Raw genomic sequence first — 16,377 nt, forward strand, 5'->3', positions numbered from 1 at the left:
AGCGCTATGCGTGGAATTCCGTTAACAGCGGCACTCTTCCTTGGCTTGGGCGGCCTCGCCTTTGCGCAGGTGCCGACGATCGACCAGGCTAATCTGGAACAGGCTCGGCAGATTGCATCGGCCACGAGCGAGATCCTCAGCACCGACCGCAACATCATGAACTATACGCAAAAGACGCTGCAGGCCGTCACGGGCGACCGGTCGAGCCAGGCCGGCCAGCTCGCGCAGATGGCCTTGGGCAATGGCGGCTTCTCCATGGGGGAGGCGCCTTCTCTTGGTAGCGTGATCTCGGGCGGCTCGTTGTCGTTCGCCGGCCTCGGCAATGGATCGCAGGGCATCGTTTCGAACATGATCAATGGCTTGCAGCTCGTGAAAACCATTTCGGGCCTGATCAATGGCCAGACGACGCAGATGGATAAGAACTACAGCGCCCTGGTGAACGTCGCGGCCACTGTTACCGGGCTGGTCGACTCCTCGCAAAATGGGGTGAAGACCCGTTCCAGCGCTTTTCAGTCGGGCGCTCAGCGGATCGGCACGGCGCAGGACATCAAGGGCTCGATCGATCAGAACAGCCAGATCATGGTGCAAACGGGTCTGACCGTGAACGAGCTGATCGGCGCGGTGAACACCGCTACGGCGGCCGCCAACCAGGAAAACATCGATCGTATGAACCTGATCACCCAGGCCTCGCGGGGGCTCGAATACAAGTCCGGCCAATGACGGTGCGCTTTCTTCTATCAGCGGCCGCCATCATTGGCGCTGTCGCGACCTCGGGGTGCGGCCACAAGCCGCTCAAGGCTCCATGCTCGCGCGACGAGGGATCGATGCAATCGATGGCGTTCGCGGCGCCCGAACCAAGAACAGAAGCGAAGAAGCCATTCGAGTGCGGTCCGATGAATGCACTCAATAGCGATCCATCTCTGTTTCCAGGTGGGACGGCGAAAAAATGAACTTCAATATCACGACGCTTCTGCAGCAGGTCGACAAGTTCGGCAATAACTATGTATCGCAAGCCTACCAGAACCTCGCGTCGGCCCTGACCGGCGGGGGACAGGTGGGTGTCGCCGGCCTAATGCTGACGCTGTACGTGATATTCTGGGCCATCAGCATCTGGCAGGGAACCTCGACCGGATCGGGAAAAGAGATGGTCTGGCGCCTGTTCCGCGCCTTCGTCATCTACGCTCTGGCGACGAGCTGGGGGGACTTTCAAACATATGCCTATTCGTTCGCGAATGAGACACCTTCCGCGATCGGGAACAGCCTTCTGACGAGCGTTTCGGCCAATGTGACCGGGACATCGGCCGGGCTGAACTCCGTCAACTCCGTGCAGACGGCCCTGCAAAACATCTGGGATTCGCTCGCCAATTCCACCTCCGCCTTTATCAAGAGCCTTGGCGTGTTGAACTTCGGCGGCTACGTACTGGCGGCGATCATCCTTGTCGTCGGCGCGCTGCTCATCGGCTATGCGATCTTCCTCATCATCCTGTCGAAGATCTTTCTTTGGCTTTTGCTGGCACTCGCCCCAGTGTTCATCATTCTTATGCTGTTCGGCTACACGACCCGGTTCTTCGCCGGCTGGATAACCGCGATCGTGCAGTACATGAGCGTGCAAATTCTGGTCTACGCCTTCTGTGCCTTCTTCATCTCGATTACCCAGACCTATTTCGACGCGGTCAACCGGTCGAATGGTGCTGCGACAACGACCTTGACCGAAGCCGCGCCGCTGATCCTGATCTGCCTCGTCGGCGTGCTGCTGCTGTCGCAAATCACCAACGTTGCCGCCTCGCTCGCGGGCGGAATTGGTATTGGAACGCCTTCGTTCGGGCGCTTCTACGGCGGCGCCTTCGCAGCGATGGGCCAAGCCGGTCAGCGCAGGCTGACGGGACGCTTGGGCTGGAGCACGCGGCAGGAACGTCTGGCGGGTCGCGAGCGGGCGCGCGTGAGCCTCGCACAGAGAAGGTATGAGGATTCAGCGGAATATGCACGGCTTTCCCGAAAGCTGACGGATCCCGCATAGGTTTGGGGCACCAATGAGCGATGTGAAGGAAAGCGCTGGGGGACCGGCGAAGGAAACCGAGTCTCCCTTGCCGTACTACGTGGATGCGGCAATCTGGGAAAAAGATATCGCGCGGCGCAATCGCTGGTCGCGATCTCTGGCGTGGTGCGTGGCAAGCGTCGCCTCGGTCATTGCCGTTGCAGCGGTGGGCGCGCTGATCCTTGCGCTGCCGCTCAAGACTTATGAGCCCTACATGGTGGTGGTCGACAAATCCACCGGGTTTGTCGAGGTCAAGCGGCCGCTGGCTGAGGGGCCTTTGCAGCAGGACGAGTCGATGGGGATGTTCGATATCGTCCGTTATGTGAAGGCTCGCGAGACCTACGATCCGAAGGCGCTTAAGGACAACTTCGATCTCGCGCAATTGCTGAGCGCCGGCGATGCCTCGAGGGAGCTCGTCGAGCTTTTCAGCCCGGCAAACAAGGTGACGAACCCCGTCGTGCTCTATGGGCGAAACACCGTCGTGGCGGTGACCGTGAAGTCCGTGACATTTCCTAACCAGAGGACCGCCCTGGTCCGGTTCATGACGGAGGAAAAGAGCCAGGCGAACACCGTGCAGCGGCATTGGGTGTCGTTGATCCGGTTCCGCTACACCGGCGTGCCGGCAAAAAACGAGATCCGCTTTCAAAATCCGCTCGGCTTCCAGGTGCTCGAATATCGGCGCGATCAGGAGACGGCGCCGGCACCCACCGCGGAGACACCGCAATGAAGGTCGCCGCCATCCTGATGGCAATCGGGCTCGGCGTTTGCGCGGTTCAGCCGGCCCTTGCCGAACAGACCCCTCGGGCGGGATCTCGTGACAGTCGCATTCGCTTCGTCTGGTATCAAAAGGACGATGTGGTGTCGGTGCCGGCCAGCTATGGCGCCTCGACCATGATCGAATTCGGCGATGACGAGAAAATCGAAACACTCGGCGCTGGCGACGTCCCGGCCTGGAGCATCGAGCCCAACAAGAAGGGCAATGTGCTGTTTGTGAAGCCGATCGAGAAGAATGCGGGCGGGAATCTCAATGTCCTGACCAACAAGCGCAGCTATGTGTTCTTCCTCAACGGCGAGTTTCGGCCGGTTGCGCAACAAGTCTATGCGATCAAGTTCCGTTATCCCGAAGAGGTGTCGGACGCGGCGCTGATGGACGAAGCCCAGGCCCGGGCGGCACAGCCGAACCGGCAGGGTTTCAAGGCCGAAAACGCCAACTCGTCCTATGCCTATAAGGGGTCGTCGGCAAATAAGCCGCTCGTGATCTACGACGACGGCGTGAAGACCTGGTTCCGCTTCGATCCGGCAAGGGAAGTGCCGGCGATCCATGTCGTCGACAGCGAGCGCAATGAGACGCTTGTGAATTATCGCCGCGAGGGCGCGTACATCGTCGTCGACAAGGTCAATTACCAGTGGACGCTGCGCAACGGCAACGAAGCAACCTGCGTCTTCAATCTGAGACTGAACAATGTGAACGAACCGACCGGGCTTGAACCTTACGAGCCCCAGCGTGTCGGCGGTGGGACTGTTCGGAAAGTGAGGGGGCCTGATGCCATCTCCCAATGAGTACAGAATGCTCGCCGAGGAAGGAACAGTGGTCGCCCCGCCAAAATTCGGGGCGAGCACATTCTTCAAGATCGTGGTGCCGCTGGGTGCGGTGGTCTTCGCCGGCTGGATGATCTATGCGGCGACGCGTGCGCCAGACAAGCCGCTGTTGACTGCGTCGGATGGCGAGGAGTTTCACACCACACAGTTTCCCGCACCTGGGCTCGATACGCCGCGTCCCCAGCTTGATAACGGCACGCTGAAAATCCCGACGGCTCCCGAGGAGCCGCCGGCGGCGCCGGCACAGCCGCCGTCGACGGTCGAGGCTCCGCCTCCCCCTCCACCAGCCTTGCAACCGCCTGCAGCTCCACCACAGGTGCAGGATGATTCCGAGGCCCGTCGTCTGGCTGAGGAAGAACGGCGCAGGCAAGAAGAAGAGGAGCGCCGCAAATGGGAGCGCTTGCGCGCCAAGCAGCTCGTCGTCGATAGCGGCGATGCGCCTGGCAGTGCATCAGCGCTGGGCGGCAATGGTGCGGATGCAGCGGCGGCCGGAAACGCAGGCGAGGGCGAGGAGGACCCCAATCGGCGTTTTTTGGCAAGGGCGAGCCAGAGCGGAGCGGATACATCGAAAGCCACGATGAACCCGCGCACCGACGCTCTGGTCGCCCAAGGGACGATGATCAAGGGCGTGCTCGAGACCGCGATCCAGAGCGATCTTGCCGGTATGGTTCGGGCCGTCGTGTCGGAGGATGTGTGGTCGTTCGACGGTCGCAGGGTTTTGATCCCCGCTGGCTCCCGCCTTATCGGTGAATATCGCAGTGGCCTCGCAACCGGCCAAACGCGGGTGTTCATAGTGTGGACACGCCTGCTTCGATCAGACGGCATGTCGGTGCAGCTCGGTTCGACGGGCACCGACGAGCTCGGTCGCAGCGGTATGCCGGGCGAGGTGGACAACCATTATTTCGAGCGGTTCGGCTCGGCGATCCTTCTAAGTGTCGTGGGCGGTGCGACGCAATTCATCGCCAACCTTGGCAACGACCAGAATGGGTCGAACACCAACCAGGCCTACACGGACCCGCAGACCGGACAGACGGTGACAGTCCAGACGCAGCCCAACCAATACCTGCAGAGCGCGCGCCAGATCGGCGCGCAACAGGTCTCGCAAAGCCTCAACCGCATTGCCGAAGAGGCGCTTCGCAATTCGATCAATATCGCGCCCACGATCCATGTCGATCAGGGGTCGCGCATCATGGTGTTCGTCCGCCGGGACCTCGATTTTTCGGAGTTCTATCCGGACCCGGTACGCGAGGCGTTGAGGGAGATACGACGTGAGCGGGCAGCAAAGAACCGTCTTTCTCAATAAGGCGCTGGAGCCGGTGCGGCGCTGGCTCGACGACGATCGCGTGGTCGAAATCTGTGCAAACGGGCCTGGGCTTGTGTGGGTCGAAATTGTTGGCTCGACACATATGGAGCCCTTCGACGTCCCCGAGCTCGACCGCGCAGCGATCACTTACCTCATGGAACGTATAGCGGCATCATCCTCGCAATCGATCAGCGAGGAAAATCCCTTGCTTTCGGCCGCCCTCCCCGGCGGCGAACGCTTCCAGGGCGTGCTTGCGCCGGCGACGCCGACAGGAGGCGCCTTCGCGATCCGCAAGCAGGTCGTGAAGGATATGCGCCTTGATGATTACCGGAAGCGGGGGTCGTTCGATACGATCTCCGTCCAGGATCCCGGCGAATTGAGCGAGACCGACAGCGCCCTTTGCGAATATCTCGACGCGGGCAAGATCGAGGATTTCCTCCGCCTGGCCGTGCGGGAACGGTATTCGATCTTGCTTTCAGGAGGCACATCGTCGGGCAAAACGACGTTTCTGAACGCGATTTTGCACGAGGTGCCTTCGGATGAGCGGATCCTCACCATTGAGGATACGCGAGAGGTTAAACCACACCAGCCCAACTATCTGCCCCTCGTCGCATCAAAGGGCGACCAGGGCCTGGCGCACGTGACCGTTGAAACGCTGCTGCAAGCCGCCATGCGGTTGCGGCCGGACCGAATCTTCCTGGGCGAGATCCGGGGAGCGGAAGCCTATTCGTTCTTGCGCGCCGTCAACACAGGTCATCCCGGATCGATCACGACGATCCATGCGGACAGCCCGACCGGTGCGTTTGAGCAGCTAGCATTGATGGTCATGCAGGCTGGGCTCGGGCTGAGCAAGGCAGAGATCATCGATTACGTGCGGTCGGTCCTGCCGATTGTGATCCAACAAACGCGCCGGGGCGGCTGGCGCGGAACTTCGGCGATCTGGTTCAACCGCATGACCGAATGGAGAGCCGCCAGAAAGGTTCCCCAGAATGTCTCGCGTATTCGCTTATAGGCTTCTCCTCGGCCTCATCGGCCTCGCCGCCTTCTTTGCCCTTTGGAGCATGGCCTACGAGCTGGTGGCGACATGGCGGTGGAATCCCGCGCTGCCCTCTGAAGGCGCCTCGCGCTGGGGGCTTCTAAAATACCAGAACGCGCAACGCAGCCTAAGCGGCCTGTTCGTTGCCTGGCAGCATTTCAGCCAGCGCCTGGCCTATCATCCCACGCAGGGCGAGACGATCATCCGGGGCGCGATCGCGGTCGCGGTTGTCGTGGCGATCGGCGTCGGCCTGATCTTTGCAAGCCTGATCAACCGCAAGCCAAAGCACTACGGCAATGCGCGGTTCGGCACGATCATGGACGCCGAAAGGAAAAACCTGCTGGCAAAGCAAGGCTTGATCCTCGGCAAGATGGGTGGGGCGACGATCCGCTCGGACGAGCCCGCGCACGTCTTGGTGGTCGGGCCGACCCGATCGGGCAAGGGCGTCAGCTTTGTCATTCCGAACGGTTATATGTGGCGAGGATCCTCGGTGTGGTTCGATCCGAAGCGGGAGAACTTCGAGGCGTTCGGTGCGCATCGGCAGGCTCTCGGTGATAAGGTCTTTTTCTTTTCGCCCGGCGAGCAGGATTCGCATCGCTATAATCCGCTGGATTTCATCCGGCGCGATGCGCGCATGCCGACGGACTGCGCGGTGGTCTCCTCCTTCATCATCCCCGAGGCGACAGGAAGTTCCGAGATCTGGGCGCGCGCCGGCCGGCAGCTGCTTTCGGCCATGATCGGCTATGTGCTGACGTCACCACGCTATGAGGGGCAGCGTCATTTGCGCGCCGTCGCGATGCTTCTTTCGACCGGCGTGGATTTTCTCAGGGTGCTGACGAATATCCGCAATGACGAGGAAAAATATCTGCCTTCGTGGGTCGTGCACGGGCTCAACCAGTTCATTGCGCTGGAAAAGGAAACGCGAAACTCAGCCTACTTCAACCTGACGGCGGCTCTCAACCCCTGGACCAATGATCTCGTTGCAGCCGCTACGGCGTCGACCGATTTCGATATCTCGAAGTTTCGCAAGGACCCGACGGCTCTCTTCATCGGCTGCTCGGTGGCGCAGCTCGACGTGTTCCGGCCCATCATCAAACTCCTGGTTCAGCAAATCCATGATGTGCTGATGGCTTCCTCGCCAGGCCCAGACGAGCCCTATCAGGTCCTGGTGATGATCGACGAGTTTCGCCAGCTCGGCAGAATGGAGTCCATTGTTTCCAAGCTGGCGATCAACGCGGGCTATGGCTTTCGCATGGTCCTGATCCTGCAGGATCTTGCCCAGCTTGACGAAGTCTATGGAAAAGCGACGCGGCACACCACGGTGACCGCGTGTCAGGTGAAGCTTTTCATCCGCATGAACGACGTGGAGACCTCGGAACATGTCTCTGTAATGCTGGGGCCGACCACGATCGAGGTGCCCACACCGATCATCAGGGCTGGTCAAGGTATATTTGGGGGCCGAGACAAGAGTTTAAGTTATCAGGAGAGGCCGTTCCGGACGGCGGCGGAGCTTCGGCAACTGCCGGCGAAGCAGGCCGTGGTTCTGGGCTCGAGCCCCCCTGGTTTCATGGTGCGCAAGATCACCTATTATAAGGACGCTCCCTATAAAGCGACCTACCAGGAATTTCGGCACCGACGCCTGAAAGTGCCGCCTCTCTCCCGATGGCAGGATCTTCCGCTGCTCTCCATGGCGGAGGTCGAAGCGGCGGCTAACAACGCGCCGGCCGCACCTTTCGAGTTGGGGGAACCCGATACCGTCGAAGCGCCGGTTTCGGGCGATACAGCCTATGCCGATGCGGTGCCGCGTGCGACTGCGGCTGAACGGGCTGATCCCGTCGCGTTAAAGCCGAAAGTAAAGAGCGACAGCGCGGACGCACCACAGGTGCTGCCAAGCTCAGGCCTTCCAACGGTCGGTGAGGCTGAAGCAAAGAGCGAGGTCGCCGCTGAAGTTCCGGAGTTGAAGCCGAAGCGGGCCGATCAGACAGCTGATGATGCGCCGCGGCCGCTTCCCACCCTTGGCCGGCGATCGGCGCCGGTAGCATCAAAGACGGCCGACCCGAGTGCGTCTGAAGGCAAGGCGAGTGTCTTGCATTTCCAAGTCCGGCCGGGAAACAAGTCCACGTCGATCGCCGCGCTGCTCGCATCGCTCGATCAGGAAGTGGAGGCCGGCGCTCGTTCCCTGTCACCGTCAGTGGATACCGGAGATGTCGACGGGGTACCATCAGCCGCTCTTGAGGCGCTGCAGGATCAAATTAGACGTCACGGCGATCGCTAGGACGTGAAATTCAGTTGAACACAAATGAGCGATTTGTGCCTTCGGTGCCCAAGTCGAGTGTGAGAACAAGACGAAGCGTCCCTAATCGATGGCAGGCGCATCGAACCGTTTCGTTGCGGCTCCCGGTTCTTGGTGGGGACGTGAGCTGATTGCTGGTCCGTAAAATGCGATTGATTGTCACCCTAGCCAACCTGTATCAAAACCGATACAGTGCACCCCGATGAAGGTGATTGAATGGCTTGGAAGCAGCAGGGCGGATGTTCGAGCGTTTCCTGACGATGCGCGGATAGAGGCCGGCTGGCAGCTCGAACTTGTCCAGCGCGGCGACGATCCCGACGACTGGAAGCCTCTGCAGATCGTGGGGGCCGGCGTCAGGGAAATCAGAGTCCGGGAGGCATCGGGAGCGTTCCGCGTCATCTATCTGGCAACGCTGGAGGACCGCGTTTTGGTGCTTCATGCGTTCCAGAAGAAGACACAGGCCACATCCAAGAAAGACCTCGATCTGGCGGCTCAACGGCTAAAACGATGGAAGGCAGAACGATGAACGTAGAAATCTATGAGAACGTCTGGGACGCCCTGGCGGACACCGAACAGGAGGCAGCAAACCTTAAAGCGCGCTCGGCGCTGCTCTACGAAATCCGCAAGGCAGTCCAGCGATGGGGCATTCCCCAGGAGGAAGCCGCCAAGCGGCTCGGCCTGACGCGCCCTCGTATCAATGATCTGCTGCGCGGCAAGCTCGCCAAGTTCTCGCTTGACGCGCTCGTCAACATCGCCGCCTCCGCTCACCTGGATATAGAAATCCGGGTGAAGGAGGTTGCATAATCACGAGGTGTCAAATCTCGTCTTTCCTCGGAGTACATCCGCGTTTGGACGCGAGCGTGTGCCGAACCGAGCCGCTGCCAGAGCCCGGCTTAGGGAACAACGAGCCCACGCAGTGGTGCATGACGAGGCAACTACTGCTTTTGCGGCTTTTGTGAATCCGGCTCTTCACCTTCGACTGCAGCGGTGTTGATGCTCCTCGACTGCAGGCGCTGCAGTTCTTCGAGCCGTTCGCCTTTGACGATCTCGGGATCAAGCCGCTCGTTGGGATTCTGTGCCAATGATCGCGCGGCTTCGCTTGCGGCTTGTGCCTCGCGGGCTTCCTTCGCAGCGATGCTTTCGGCGTTGCGCACCATTTCGCGGTCTTGCGCAACCTGCTCAAGCGAGGTCGGATCAGCCGATCCGGCTCGTTCGTCGCGTATCTCCTGCTCGATGGCGCGATTACGAATCTCGCGAGCGCGGTCGGCCTCAAGCCGCTCAGCGGCCTCGATCTCCTGGGCGCGATGGATCAAAGCTTCGGCGCGCGCGCCGGCAATCCGATGGGCCTGGTCTTCGCTGACATGCGTGACGCCACCTTCCTGCAGGGATTTGAGATCCGTCCGGATCGCAAGCAGCTCCATGGTGGGCGCCGCGCGCCGTAAGAACTCCGCTTTCGTCTGGCCGTTCATCATGGCCGCTGTCTTGTTAACGGTCTCGTTGATCTGTTTTAGGTTTTCCCGCATCTGGTCCGCGGTGGCATCTGAACTCATTTGAACACCCTTTCCATCTCGAATAGCGACCACAACAGTACCGGATCGGAAAGCTCGCGTCATCCGATCAATGAATTGTCCCGCTATCGCGTTATTCGGCCGGGAAGCAGCAACTGAGTGCCAGTCCCGAAGGCTTGCTTGGGTGGCCTGCAGCTGGCGCGCCGAAATCGGAATCTTTATCGGGTTTGCCCTGGCGTAGTCGATCCGCTGGCGGGCCTTCTCGATGACGTGCGGGTTTGCACGGGCATAGGCGCGGTCACGCGCCTCCCTGCCCGGCCGCGGCTTTTCGGCCGTGGCCACAATCGCCTTGTCGCGCGGGCCATAGCTTTGTGATGACGCTCGATAGGCCGCGGAGGTCGCGACGATTTTCATGCCCTGCGCTTGTGCGTGCTGGGCATAGAGCGCGCGCCATTCGCGAAGCTGGGCCGGACCTGGTCGCAAGCGCTCACCGTCCTCACCCTTCACCGCAACGATGGCGTGGACATGAATATGACCGCCCTCCTCCGCCATATCGGCATGCATGCCGAAGGCGAATTTGTGATTGGGGAACTGCTCATGCAGGAACCCACGTGCGGCCCTTACCAGAGCTTGCCTGTCCTCGCCCGCCTTGGCCGACAGGATCATGTGCATGGTGTCGCGAGGCTTGTAGGAATTCAGGGTCTTGTCCCAGGACTGCGCGGTCTGCCGAACCGCCTCCTCAGACGCGATCGCGGCGCCGTCGGCGCCGATCGCCGCTCCGTCATGGCTAAGGCGCGCGAGCTGGAACACGACACCGGCTTTGCCGTGGCTGGGCTCCCCAATTGGCTTCACCGAAACGGTATCCTCCTTGACCCCAAGCGCCTCGGAGATCCGCGAGGCGATCGTGGCCCGGGTCGGTGCCGAGAACTGGCGATCCTGCTGGCGTCGATCCGAAAAGTGAAACCGATGCTTCACCTTGTCGTCCCCGTTCTCACCCCGCACGACGCTGTGTCCGGCCATGGTCGCGACGACGCGCGCGACCCTCGATCCGTCCTGCAGTGTGTCGATACGATAGGCGAAACCGTGGCCGGCGAAACCTGCCTGGACTGCCTGTGAAAGGCGCTCGGCATTCTCCTGCCCTCCCAGCGAAAGCCGAAACGTCGCCACATCCTCGCTCTCCCGCCGCTTGTCGAAACCCTTGCCCCACTGTTTCATTTCCTCGGCAACAGCTTCCTGCGTTGCCAGGATACGCGCGTCATGCGTCTCGAGCGCGACACCCTCCTTCTGGATATATTGACCGATGGCGGCTGCCCTTGTGACGCCATGCCCGTAGGAAATCACCTTCAGAACGGCCGGCTGATACCCGGCCGCCAGCCTGTCGGCAGCGGCCCTCGGCGCAGGTCCGCCGGCGAGCTTCCGCTGCTTCGCCGGCAGGGCGAGGTTTAGGCGCCCGGCTTTACCGCGCGGCGGCTCCAGCTCCCCGGGAGACGAGCGCGGCACGGCCGGTTCCGGTGGCTGGCTTGCCCCGAGACCGCCCTCCCTCTTCCGGCCGCGAACCGTCTTGAACAACCCATCATCGTCATTTCCAGCAAAGGACAACAGGGCCCGACGCCGGCGCTTGCGGTTCTCTTCTTCGAAAGCCGCGCTCGCGCGAATCCGATCGGCTATGGCTTGTATGGAAGACTGGTCGAGGTTCACGCGCCCTCACCATCCAGCAGATGCGCCGCCTTCCGAAGTTTCAGGCCATGGGCGATCGTCATCGCCGTCAACTCGGCGTCGACAGCTTTCACCCTCTCATCCAGCGCTTCCCATATCGGCAACGCCGCCTCCATGGGGGCAGCGTGGCCGGAATGAATGGCATGGAGAAGCTGGCTGAGGTTTCGGCCGACCATCCGGACTTGCGAGGCCAGCGCCGCGACAGTGCGTGAATTCTCAGCTGACAGAGCGGGACCGAGATCCAGGCTGGCCCGGATAATGCGCCGCAACGTCTCCGCTCGGTCAAGCTGGAACACCTTGCAGGCCTCATCCAGGAGCGCGCCCGCCTCCGGCCCAATATCGATCCGGGAGCGCTTTCGGGTGTCCTTGTGGGCGGCGCTGGTGTCCAAAATTCCTCGCTATGGCGGATGGGCCTCACGTCGAAGACGGCCCAGGTCGAAGCGAAGCGACGACCTGCTCAGCCAATTTGGACCCAAATTGCGTATCTTGTCAATTCAATACGAAACATTATACTGACTCACTGACATACTGATGCAGAGCCGATCATGCATCCTGGGACATTGCACCGATGTGCAAATTCATATTATCACACAGGCACTTATGCGCCTCGGCACTTTGTTGCATCGGCGCATAGTCATAATGCAAGAAAGTCACTTTGGCGCCAAGTCGCCTATGCGCCTTGACGCCAAGGTACGCAACATTGGGAAAAAACAATGCCGGAACAACGCGCGGTGCAAATCACAGTGGCCTCTCCCAAAGGCGGGGTCGGCAAGACCATGACCACCATCCTGCTCGCTGGCGAGTTCGCCGCCGCCGGTCATCGGGTGACGGTGCTCGACACCGATCCGCAACTGTCAGCGCTGGAGTGGAGCAAAAACAGTCGCCGCGCCGGATACGCGCTTTCAAACATCGACGTCATCCCCATCGGCTCGACCGACGAACTGATCGATCGCCTGGCGCAATCCGACGCCGAGGACCTGCTGCTGGTCGATGTCCAGGGCACGGCCGTGGCTGCACTCGGCCCGGCCGTCGCCAACGCCGACTTCGTGCTAATTCCGACGAAAGCGCACGTCTTCGATGTCAAGCAATGCCTCGGTCTGATTCGGCACATCCGCTCACTTGGAGGGCGCCACCGCGAAATTCCCTACGCGGTGATGCTCAACATGGTTTCGGGGATCGAACACAACACGATGGCCTTCCGCACGGCGATCCAGCTGCTGCGGCAGGCCGACGCCAGCGTGCTTGAGGCCTTTTTGTCGCAACGGCCGACCTTCGCCTCAATCGCAACTGCCGGGACGCTTTACGAAGTCCAGCCCGTGAACAAGGCCGTCGAGGACGCTCGCGACCAGACGAATGCCCTGACCGCCGAGATCATCCGCAAACTGAACGGAGCCACCCCGCAATGAACGAGAAAAGCGATCGGACCGCAAACCAGCTGCCGCTGCCTGCCTTGAAACCGCGCGCCCGTTCGGATGATCCGTTCTCGCGCAACATGGCTGCCATAGTGGAATCCAGCATCAGCGAAACCGACAGGCTGGAGCAGCAGACGAGAACTCAGTCTGCCAGAGCGGCGAAAGCGAAGCTCGAAAGGCCAAAGGCAGACGGCGAGACAGCCCGGCTGCACACACGCATTCCGGTCTCGCAGATGATCGAGCTGCAGGTCCATTGCGCGCGCAATAGAACAACCATGCAGGAGGTGGTGCAGGGCCTGATAACGGAATTCCTTGCCGGGCAGCCGAAGTAGCCGGACGCGCTATCAACGTCGATTTTCGTACGACCGATCGCCCAGGACTCTGGCCCAACGAGGATTGGCTACATCTCTTCGGGGAAGGCCATCAAAGACGGTGCTGAACGACTGACGTTCGGTTCCATCCATCACCAGAGTGAACCGATCCGCGTCCGCTGATTCAAACCATTCATTGGACGCGCGCGTCCGGCTGCGCGATTCTGTCCGTAATGATCGCGCAGCTCTATCGCCTCTGTATCGAACGCCGCGACGCGGATCGGAACATGGCGCGCTTCTATGCACTGTCGATCGAGGAGACCCTGTTCGGCCAGACCTGCCTGGTCCGGCGTTGGGGCCGGATCGGAACCACCGGCCGCACGGTACAGCACTCCTTTGATACCGAGGGCGAAGCCGTCGCCCTTTTCCTCGAGCTGCTGCGCGCCAAGCGGATGCGCGGCTATCAGCCGCGATCCGCTTGGCGCGCAGAAGCGATCCCGTCTTGACAGGTAGCCGGTAGAGCGACGGGAGCCATTTTTTGGAACAAAGTCGCTTCGTGTACCGGGCGCGGGCGCGATGTCGCCAGTGGGAAGTCAGCGATCTTGACACCGTGGCAAGATGTCGGCGGGCACTTGTGAGGCGATAGGTCGGGTGGAGTCGACAGCGAAGATCGTCCGGAGCACGACGAAATTCTCGGCGAACCGTTGAGACGTTCGACAATTCACCCGGCAGCCACTTTGCCCTCGACCAGCATGGTGACGACATCGCGCATGCGAACTTCACTAATGCGCTGGGCCAAAAATGTTCCCGCCATGTTCTGGCACGATCCCTGTTCCGCTATGCCACCGTCGCCGCCGTTCTGGCTTTGATCTTTTTGTCTGTCAGGATAGGTCAGGATGACGGCGGGCACACCACAAGTGGCTTGCCCGATCCGGCAAAGACGGTCTCCAACGACCACGACGCCGGCTTGTATCGAGGAAGGCAGCGATGATTACGGCTTCAATGCTGGGTATCGTCCTCATCGCACTGGCCGGGATTATCGTCATCCGGCGTTAGTGGCGATACATTGGAGCACCCAGCCGGATGATGGCTTCGGATTTTTGCGACATTGGGACCAAATGTGTATTTGGAGCCTATGATCGATATCGACAAGGATTGGCTCTCTTCCCAATACTCGCTCCGTTTTGACGCCATTGAGTTGGTCGTTGACGGGGTGAATCGTACTTATCGGGCACGTGCGGCGCAGAAGTATTTCTATTTACGGCTCTACCGCGCATCGGGAAGGCCCCTTTCGCAGATCATTGCCGAGGTAACCCTGCTGACGCAGTTTCCTGACCGCGCGGATGTGGGTGTAAGCGAGATGGCGCTGACCATCGAAAGGAAGATCCAGGAAGGATTGGACGCCGTTCGCGTAAAGGCTAGGTCCGAAGCCGAAGACGGCCTCAAAATGAAGGTTGCCGAAAAAGAAGAACAGATCGCCGGCATGCAGCGCCAGATCGAGGAGCTGAAGCGCCGTGCGGAACAGGGTTCTCAGCAGCTGCAGGGCGAGGTCCTCGAGCTTGAGCTCGAGTCTCTCATTGCCAGCCGGTTCCCGATGGACACCATCGAACCGGTCGCCAAGGGCGAGTTCGGCGGAGATGTCCTACACCGCGTGGTCGGACCCGCCGGCCAGCCATGCGGCGCCATTTTGTGGGAATCGAAACGGACCAAGAACTGGACCCAGGGCTGGCTTGGGAAGCTCAGAGGAGATCAACGAGCCGCGAAAGCGGATATTGCGCTGATGATCTCGGAAGCGTTGCCTCCCGGCGTGGAAACCTTCGATCTTGTGGACGGAGTTTATGTCGCCCATCCCAAGTGTGCGATCCCGATCGCCATCATGCTTCGGCAGTCCCTGATCAAGCTGGCGAACTCCCGCCTCGCCCAGGACGGCCAGGCCACCAAAATGGAACAGGTCTACGGCTATCTGACCGGTCCGCGATTTCGCCACCGTGTCGAGGCGATCGTGGAGAAATTCTCCGATATGCAGGAGGACCTCGCCAAGGAACGCAAGGTCACAACACGCCTGTGGGCCAAGCGCGAGGCGCAGATTCAAGGGGTGATCGAGTCGACTGTCGGCATGTATGGTGACTTGCAGGGTATCGCCGGAAAAGTGATGCAGGAGATTGAGGGGCTGGATGTGCTGGCGATTGAAGCCGCTTCGCCTGAAACTGAATAGGAGGCCTTCGGGTCGGCCAAGGCGATCAGGACTCCTCACAACGACTGATCCCAACTGAGACGCGACCAGAAGACGGGACCCGAGCCCCTGCTCCGCAGCCATCGCTTTGTCACGCTTTCTCGTTCCGCCTGCGGGCTTGGTTTGGGAACGGCCGAAGGCCCCGCCTTGCGGCGGAGCCCTCGTCGAGGCGATCAGTCCCGGTTGGGGCGAGACCAGATCAGCTGCAGGCCTTCCTCGCCTTCCACCTCGATCAGGGTGGCGTAGATCGGAGCGGGGAAGCTCGGGTCGTCCAGCTTGACCGAGAGATAGTCGCGGCCCTCGTTGGAGACCTTCTGCCAGGCGGCTCCGAGATCGACGCTACCCGAGTAGACGCGGAAGTGGGGGCCTTTGTCGGAAGGGTTCTCGACGCGGATCAGCTTGGCTTTGACGTTGAGGTTGAGGGTTTTGATGGCTCCGGAAAAGCCGTTGCCGTTTGAGGTGAATGTGCCGATGGTAGCCATTTGTCGTCTCCGTGAGTTTCTCGGGCCGCGACCACCGCGACCTCGATGGCGGTCGATGGACCGGAGGCGATCGGCCCGCACCCACCGGGGTCCCCCATTCGCGGGGGCAATTGGGGGGGGCTTATGGCCGCAACGACAGTGAAGGGCAGCCAGGGGGAGGCTTTCTTGTTCCGCGCGGAATGGCGGCGCAGTCGCCAGGGGAAGAAAGTCGCGACCGGCTGTTGCGGGTTTAAGAACGAGGCGCAGCGAAGCGAAGACGGCCTTCGGTCAGACCAGCCCCCTCGAGGACGCAGGTGGTGGGCCTTTCCATGAAACCGCCGGCCAGACGACGGTCGAGCTCCCATCGGAATGATCACCGCAACTTCGACTAACGTCAGGCATCATCAAGCCTGGCCGTCCCCGTCACGCGTCATTGTAGAACGACGGATAGCTCGGAAAGAGACGCACCC

The 16,377-nt window shown here is 60.9% G+C and carries 17 protein-coding genes; 13 read left to right on the forward strand and 4 right to left on the reverse strand.

Annotated elements, in window-relative coordinates:
- The first annotated feature begins 6 nt into the window (after positions 1-6).
- The 9 genes from NKH70_RS26400 to NKH70_RS26440 all read left to right on the forward strand — a co-directional run bounded on the left by NKH70_RS26400 (position 7) and on the right by NKH70_RS26440 (position 9,070).
- Positions 7-720, forward strand: a complete 714-nt coding sequence (locus NKH70_RS26400; protein WP_352907197.1) for a type IV secretion system protein — start codon at positions 7-9, stop codon at positions 718-720.
- Between the two features lie 226 nt (positions 721-946).
- The gene (locus NKH70_RS26405; protein ID WP_353026463.1) at positions 947-2,017 is read left to right on the forward strand and encodes a TrbL/VirB6 family protein; all 1,071 of its coding nucleotides are present in this window, start codon (positions 947-949) and stop codon (positions 2,015-2,017) included.
- 13 nt (positions 2,018-2,030) lie between these two features.
- The gene (locus tag NKH70_RS26410; RefSeq protein WP_352810084.1) at positions 2,031-2,762 is read left to right on the forward strand and encodes a VirB8 family type IV secretion system protein; all 732 of its coding nucleotides are present in this window, start codon (positions 2,031-2,033) and stop codon (positions 2,760-2,762) included.
- A complete protein-coding gene (gene virB9 / locus NKH70_RS26415) occupies positions 2,759-3,595 on the forward strand; it encodes a P-type conjugative transfer protein VirB9 (protein ID WP_353026465.1) in 837 nt (278 codons plus the stop codon). The genes NKH70_RS26410 and virB9 overlap by 4 nt, the downstream gene beginning before the upstream one ends.
- Positions 3,596-3,602: 7 nt before the next feature.
- Positions 3,603-4,937, forward strand: a complete 1,335-nt coding sequence (gene virB10 / locus NKH70_RS26420; protein ID WP_353026467.1) for a type IV secretion system protein VirB10 — start codon at positions 3,603-3,605, stop codon at positions 4,935-4,937.
- A complete protein-coding gene (gene virB11, locus NKH70_RS26425) occupies positions 4,903-5,949 on the forward strand; it encodes a P-type DNA transfer ATPase VirB11 (protein ID WP_023819761.1) in 1,047 nt (348 codons plus the stop codon). The genes virB10 and virB11 overlap by 35 nt, the downstream gene beginning before the upstream one ends.
- Positions 5,927-8,248 (forward strand): type IV secretory system conjugative DNA transfer family protein, encoded by a 2,322-nt coding sequence (locus NKH70_RS26430; protein WP_353026468.1) that lies wholly within the window; start codon positions 5,927-5,929, stop codon positions 8,246-8,248. The genes virB11 and NKH70_RS26430 overlap by 23 nt, the downstream gene beginning before the upstream one ends.
- A 220-nt stretch (positions 8,249-8,468) precedes the next feature.
- Positions 8,469-8,792 (forward strand): type II toxin-antitoxin system RelE/ParE family toxin, encoded by a 324-nt coding sequence (locus tag NKH70_RS26435; protein WP_095204878.1) that lies wholly within the window; start codon positions 8,469-8,471, stop codon positions 8,790-8,792.
- On the forward strand, positions 8,789-9,070 hold the full coding sequence (locus tag NKH70_RS26440; RefSeq protein WP_006205593.1) for a helix-turn-helix domain-containing protein: 282 nt from the start codon (positions 8,789-8,791) through the stop codon (positions 9,068-9,070). The genes NKH70_RS26435 and NKH70_RS26440 overlap by 4 nt, the downstream gene beginning before the upstream one ends.
- Positions 9,071-9,201: 131 nt before the next feature.
- Here NKH70_RS26440 and NKH70_RS26445 read toward each other — a convergent pair whose 3' ends face one another.
- Positions 9,202-11,274, reverse strand: coding sequence for a relaxase/mobilization nuclease domain-containing protein (locus NKH70_RS26445; RefSeq protein WP_353026469.1), 2,073 nt, complete (start codon positions 11,272-11,274; stop codon positions 9,202-9,204).
- Positions 11,275-11,468: 194 nt separating this feature from the next.
- Complete coding sequence (locus NKH70_RS26450) at positions 11,469-11,879, reverse strand: hypothetical protein (protein WP_353026471.1); 411 nt, start codon at positions 11,877-11,879, stop codon at positions 11,469-11,471.
- A 324-nt stretch (positions 11,880-12,203) separates the two neighbouring features.
- Between NKH70_RS26450 and NKH70_RS26455 the strand changes: the two genes are divergently transcribed.
- The 3 genes from NKH70_RS26455 to NKH70_RS26465 all read left to right on the forward strand — a co-directional run bounded on the left by NKH70_RS26455 (position 12,204) and on the right by NKH70_RS26465 (position 13,719).
- The gene (locus NKH70_RS26455) at positions 12,204-12,896 is read left to right on the forward strand and encodes a nucleotide-binding protein (protein ID WP_353026472.1); all 693 of its coding nucleotides are present in this window, start codon (positions 12,204-12,206) and stop codon (positions 12,894-12,896) included.
- A complete protein-coding gene (locus NKH70_RS26460) occupies positions 12,893-13,234 on the forward strand; it encodes a hypothetical protein (protein WP_023819767.1) in 342 nt (113 codons plus the stop codon). The genes NKH70_RS26455 and NKH70_RS26460 overlap by 4 nt, the downstream gene beginning before the upstream one ends.
- Positions 13,235-13,446: 212 nt before the next feature.
- Positions 13,447-13,719, forward strand: coding sequence for a WGR domain-containing protein (locus NKH70_RS26465; RefSeq protein ID WP_353026474.1), 273 nt, complete (start codon positions 13,447-13,449; stop codon positions 13,717-13,719).
- A gap of 215 nt (positions 13,720-13,934) precedes the next feature.
- On the opposite strand, the gene NKH70_RS26470 is transcribed toward NKH70_RS26465, so the two are convergent.
- Positions 13,935-14,123, reverse strand: coding sequence for a hypothetical protein (locus NKH70_RS26470; RefSeq protein WP_353026475.1), 189 nt, complete (start codon positions 14,121-14,123; stop codon positions 13,935-13,937).
- A 225-nt stretch (positions 14,124-14,348) separates the two neighbouring features.
- Here NKH70_RS26470 and NKH70_RS26475 point away from each other — a divergent pair, with 225 nt between their 5' ends.
- Positions 14,349-15,428 (forward strand): DUF2130 domain-containing protein, encoded by a 1,080-nt coding sequence (locus tag NKH70_RS26475; RefSeq protein WP_353026476.1) that lies wholly within the window; start codon positions 14,349-14,351, stop codon positions 15,426-15,428.
- A 191-nt stretch (positions 15,429-15,619) separates the two neighbouring features.
- On the opposite strand, the gene NKH70_RS26480 is transcribed toward NKH70_RS26475, so the two are convergent.
- A complete protein-coding gene (locus tag NKH70_RS26480) occupies positions 15,620-15,928 on the reverse strand; it encodes a DUF736 domain-containing protein (protein ID WP_023819777.1) in 309 nt (102 codons plus the stop codon).
- Between the last annotated feature and the right edge of the window lie 449 nt (positions 15,929-16,377).

It is taken from the genome of Mesorhizobium sp. M0991, from assembly GCF_040318915.1.
In the GTDB taxonomy this organism is placed as follows: Bacteria; Pseudomonadota; Alphaproteobacteria; order Rhizobiales; family Rhizobiaceae; genus Mesorhizobium.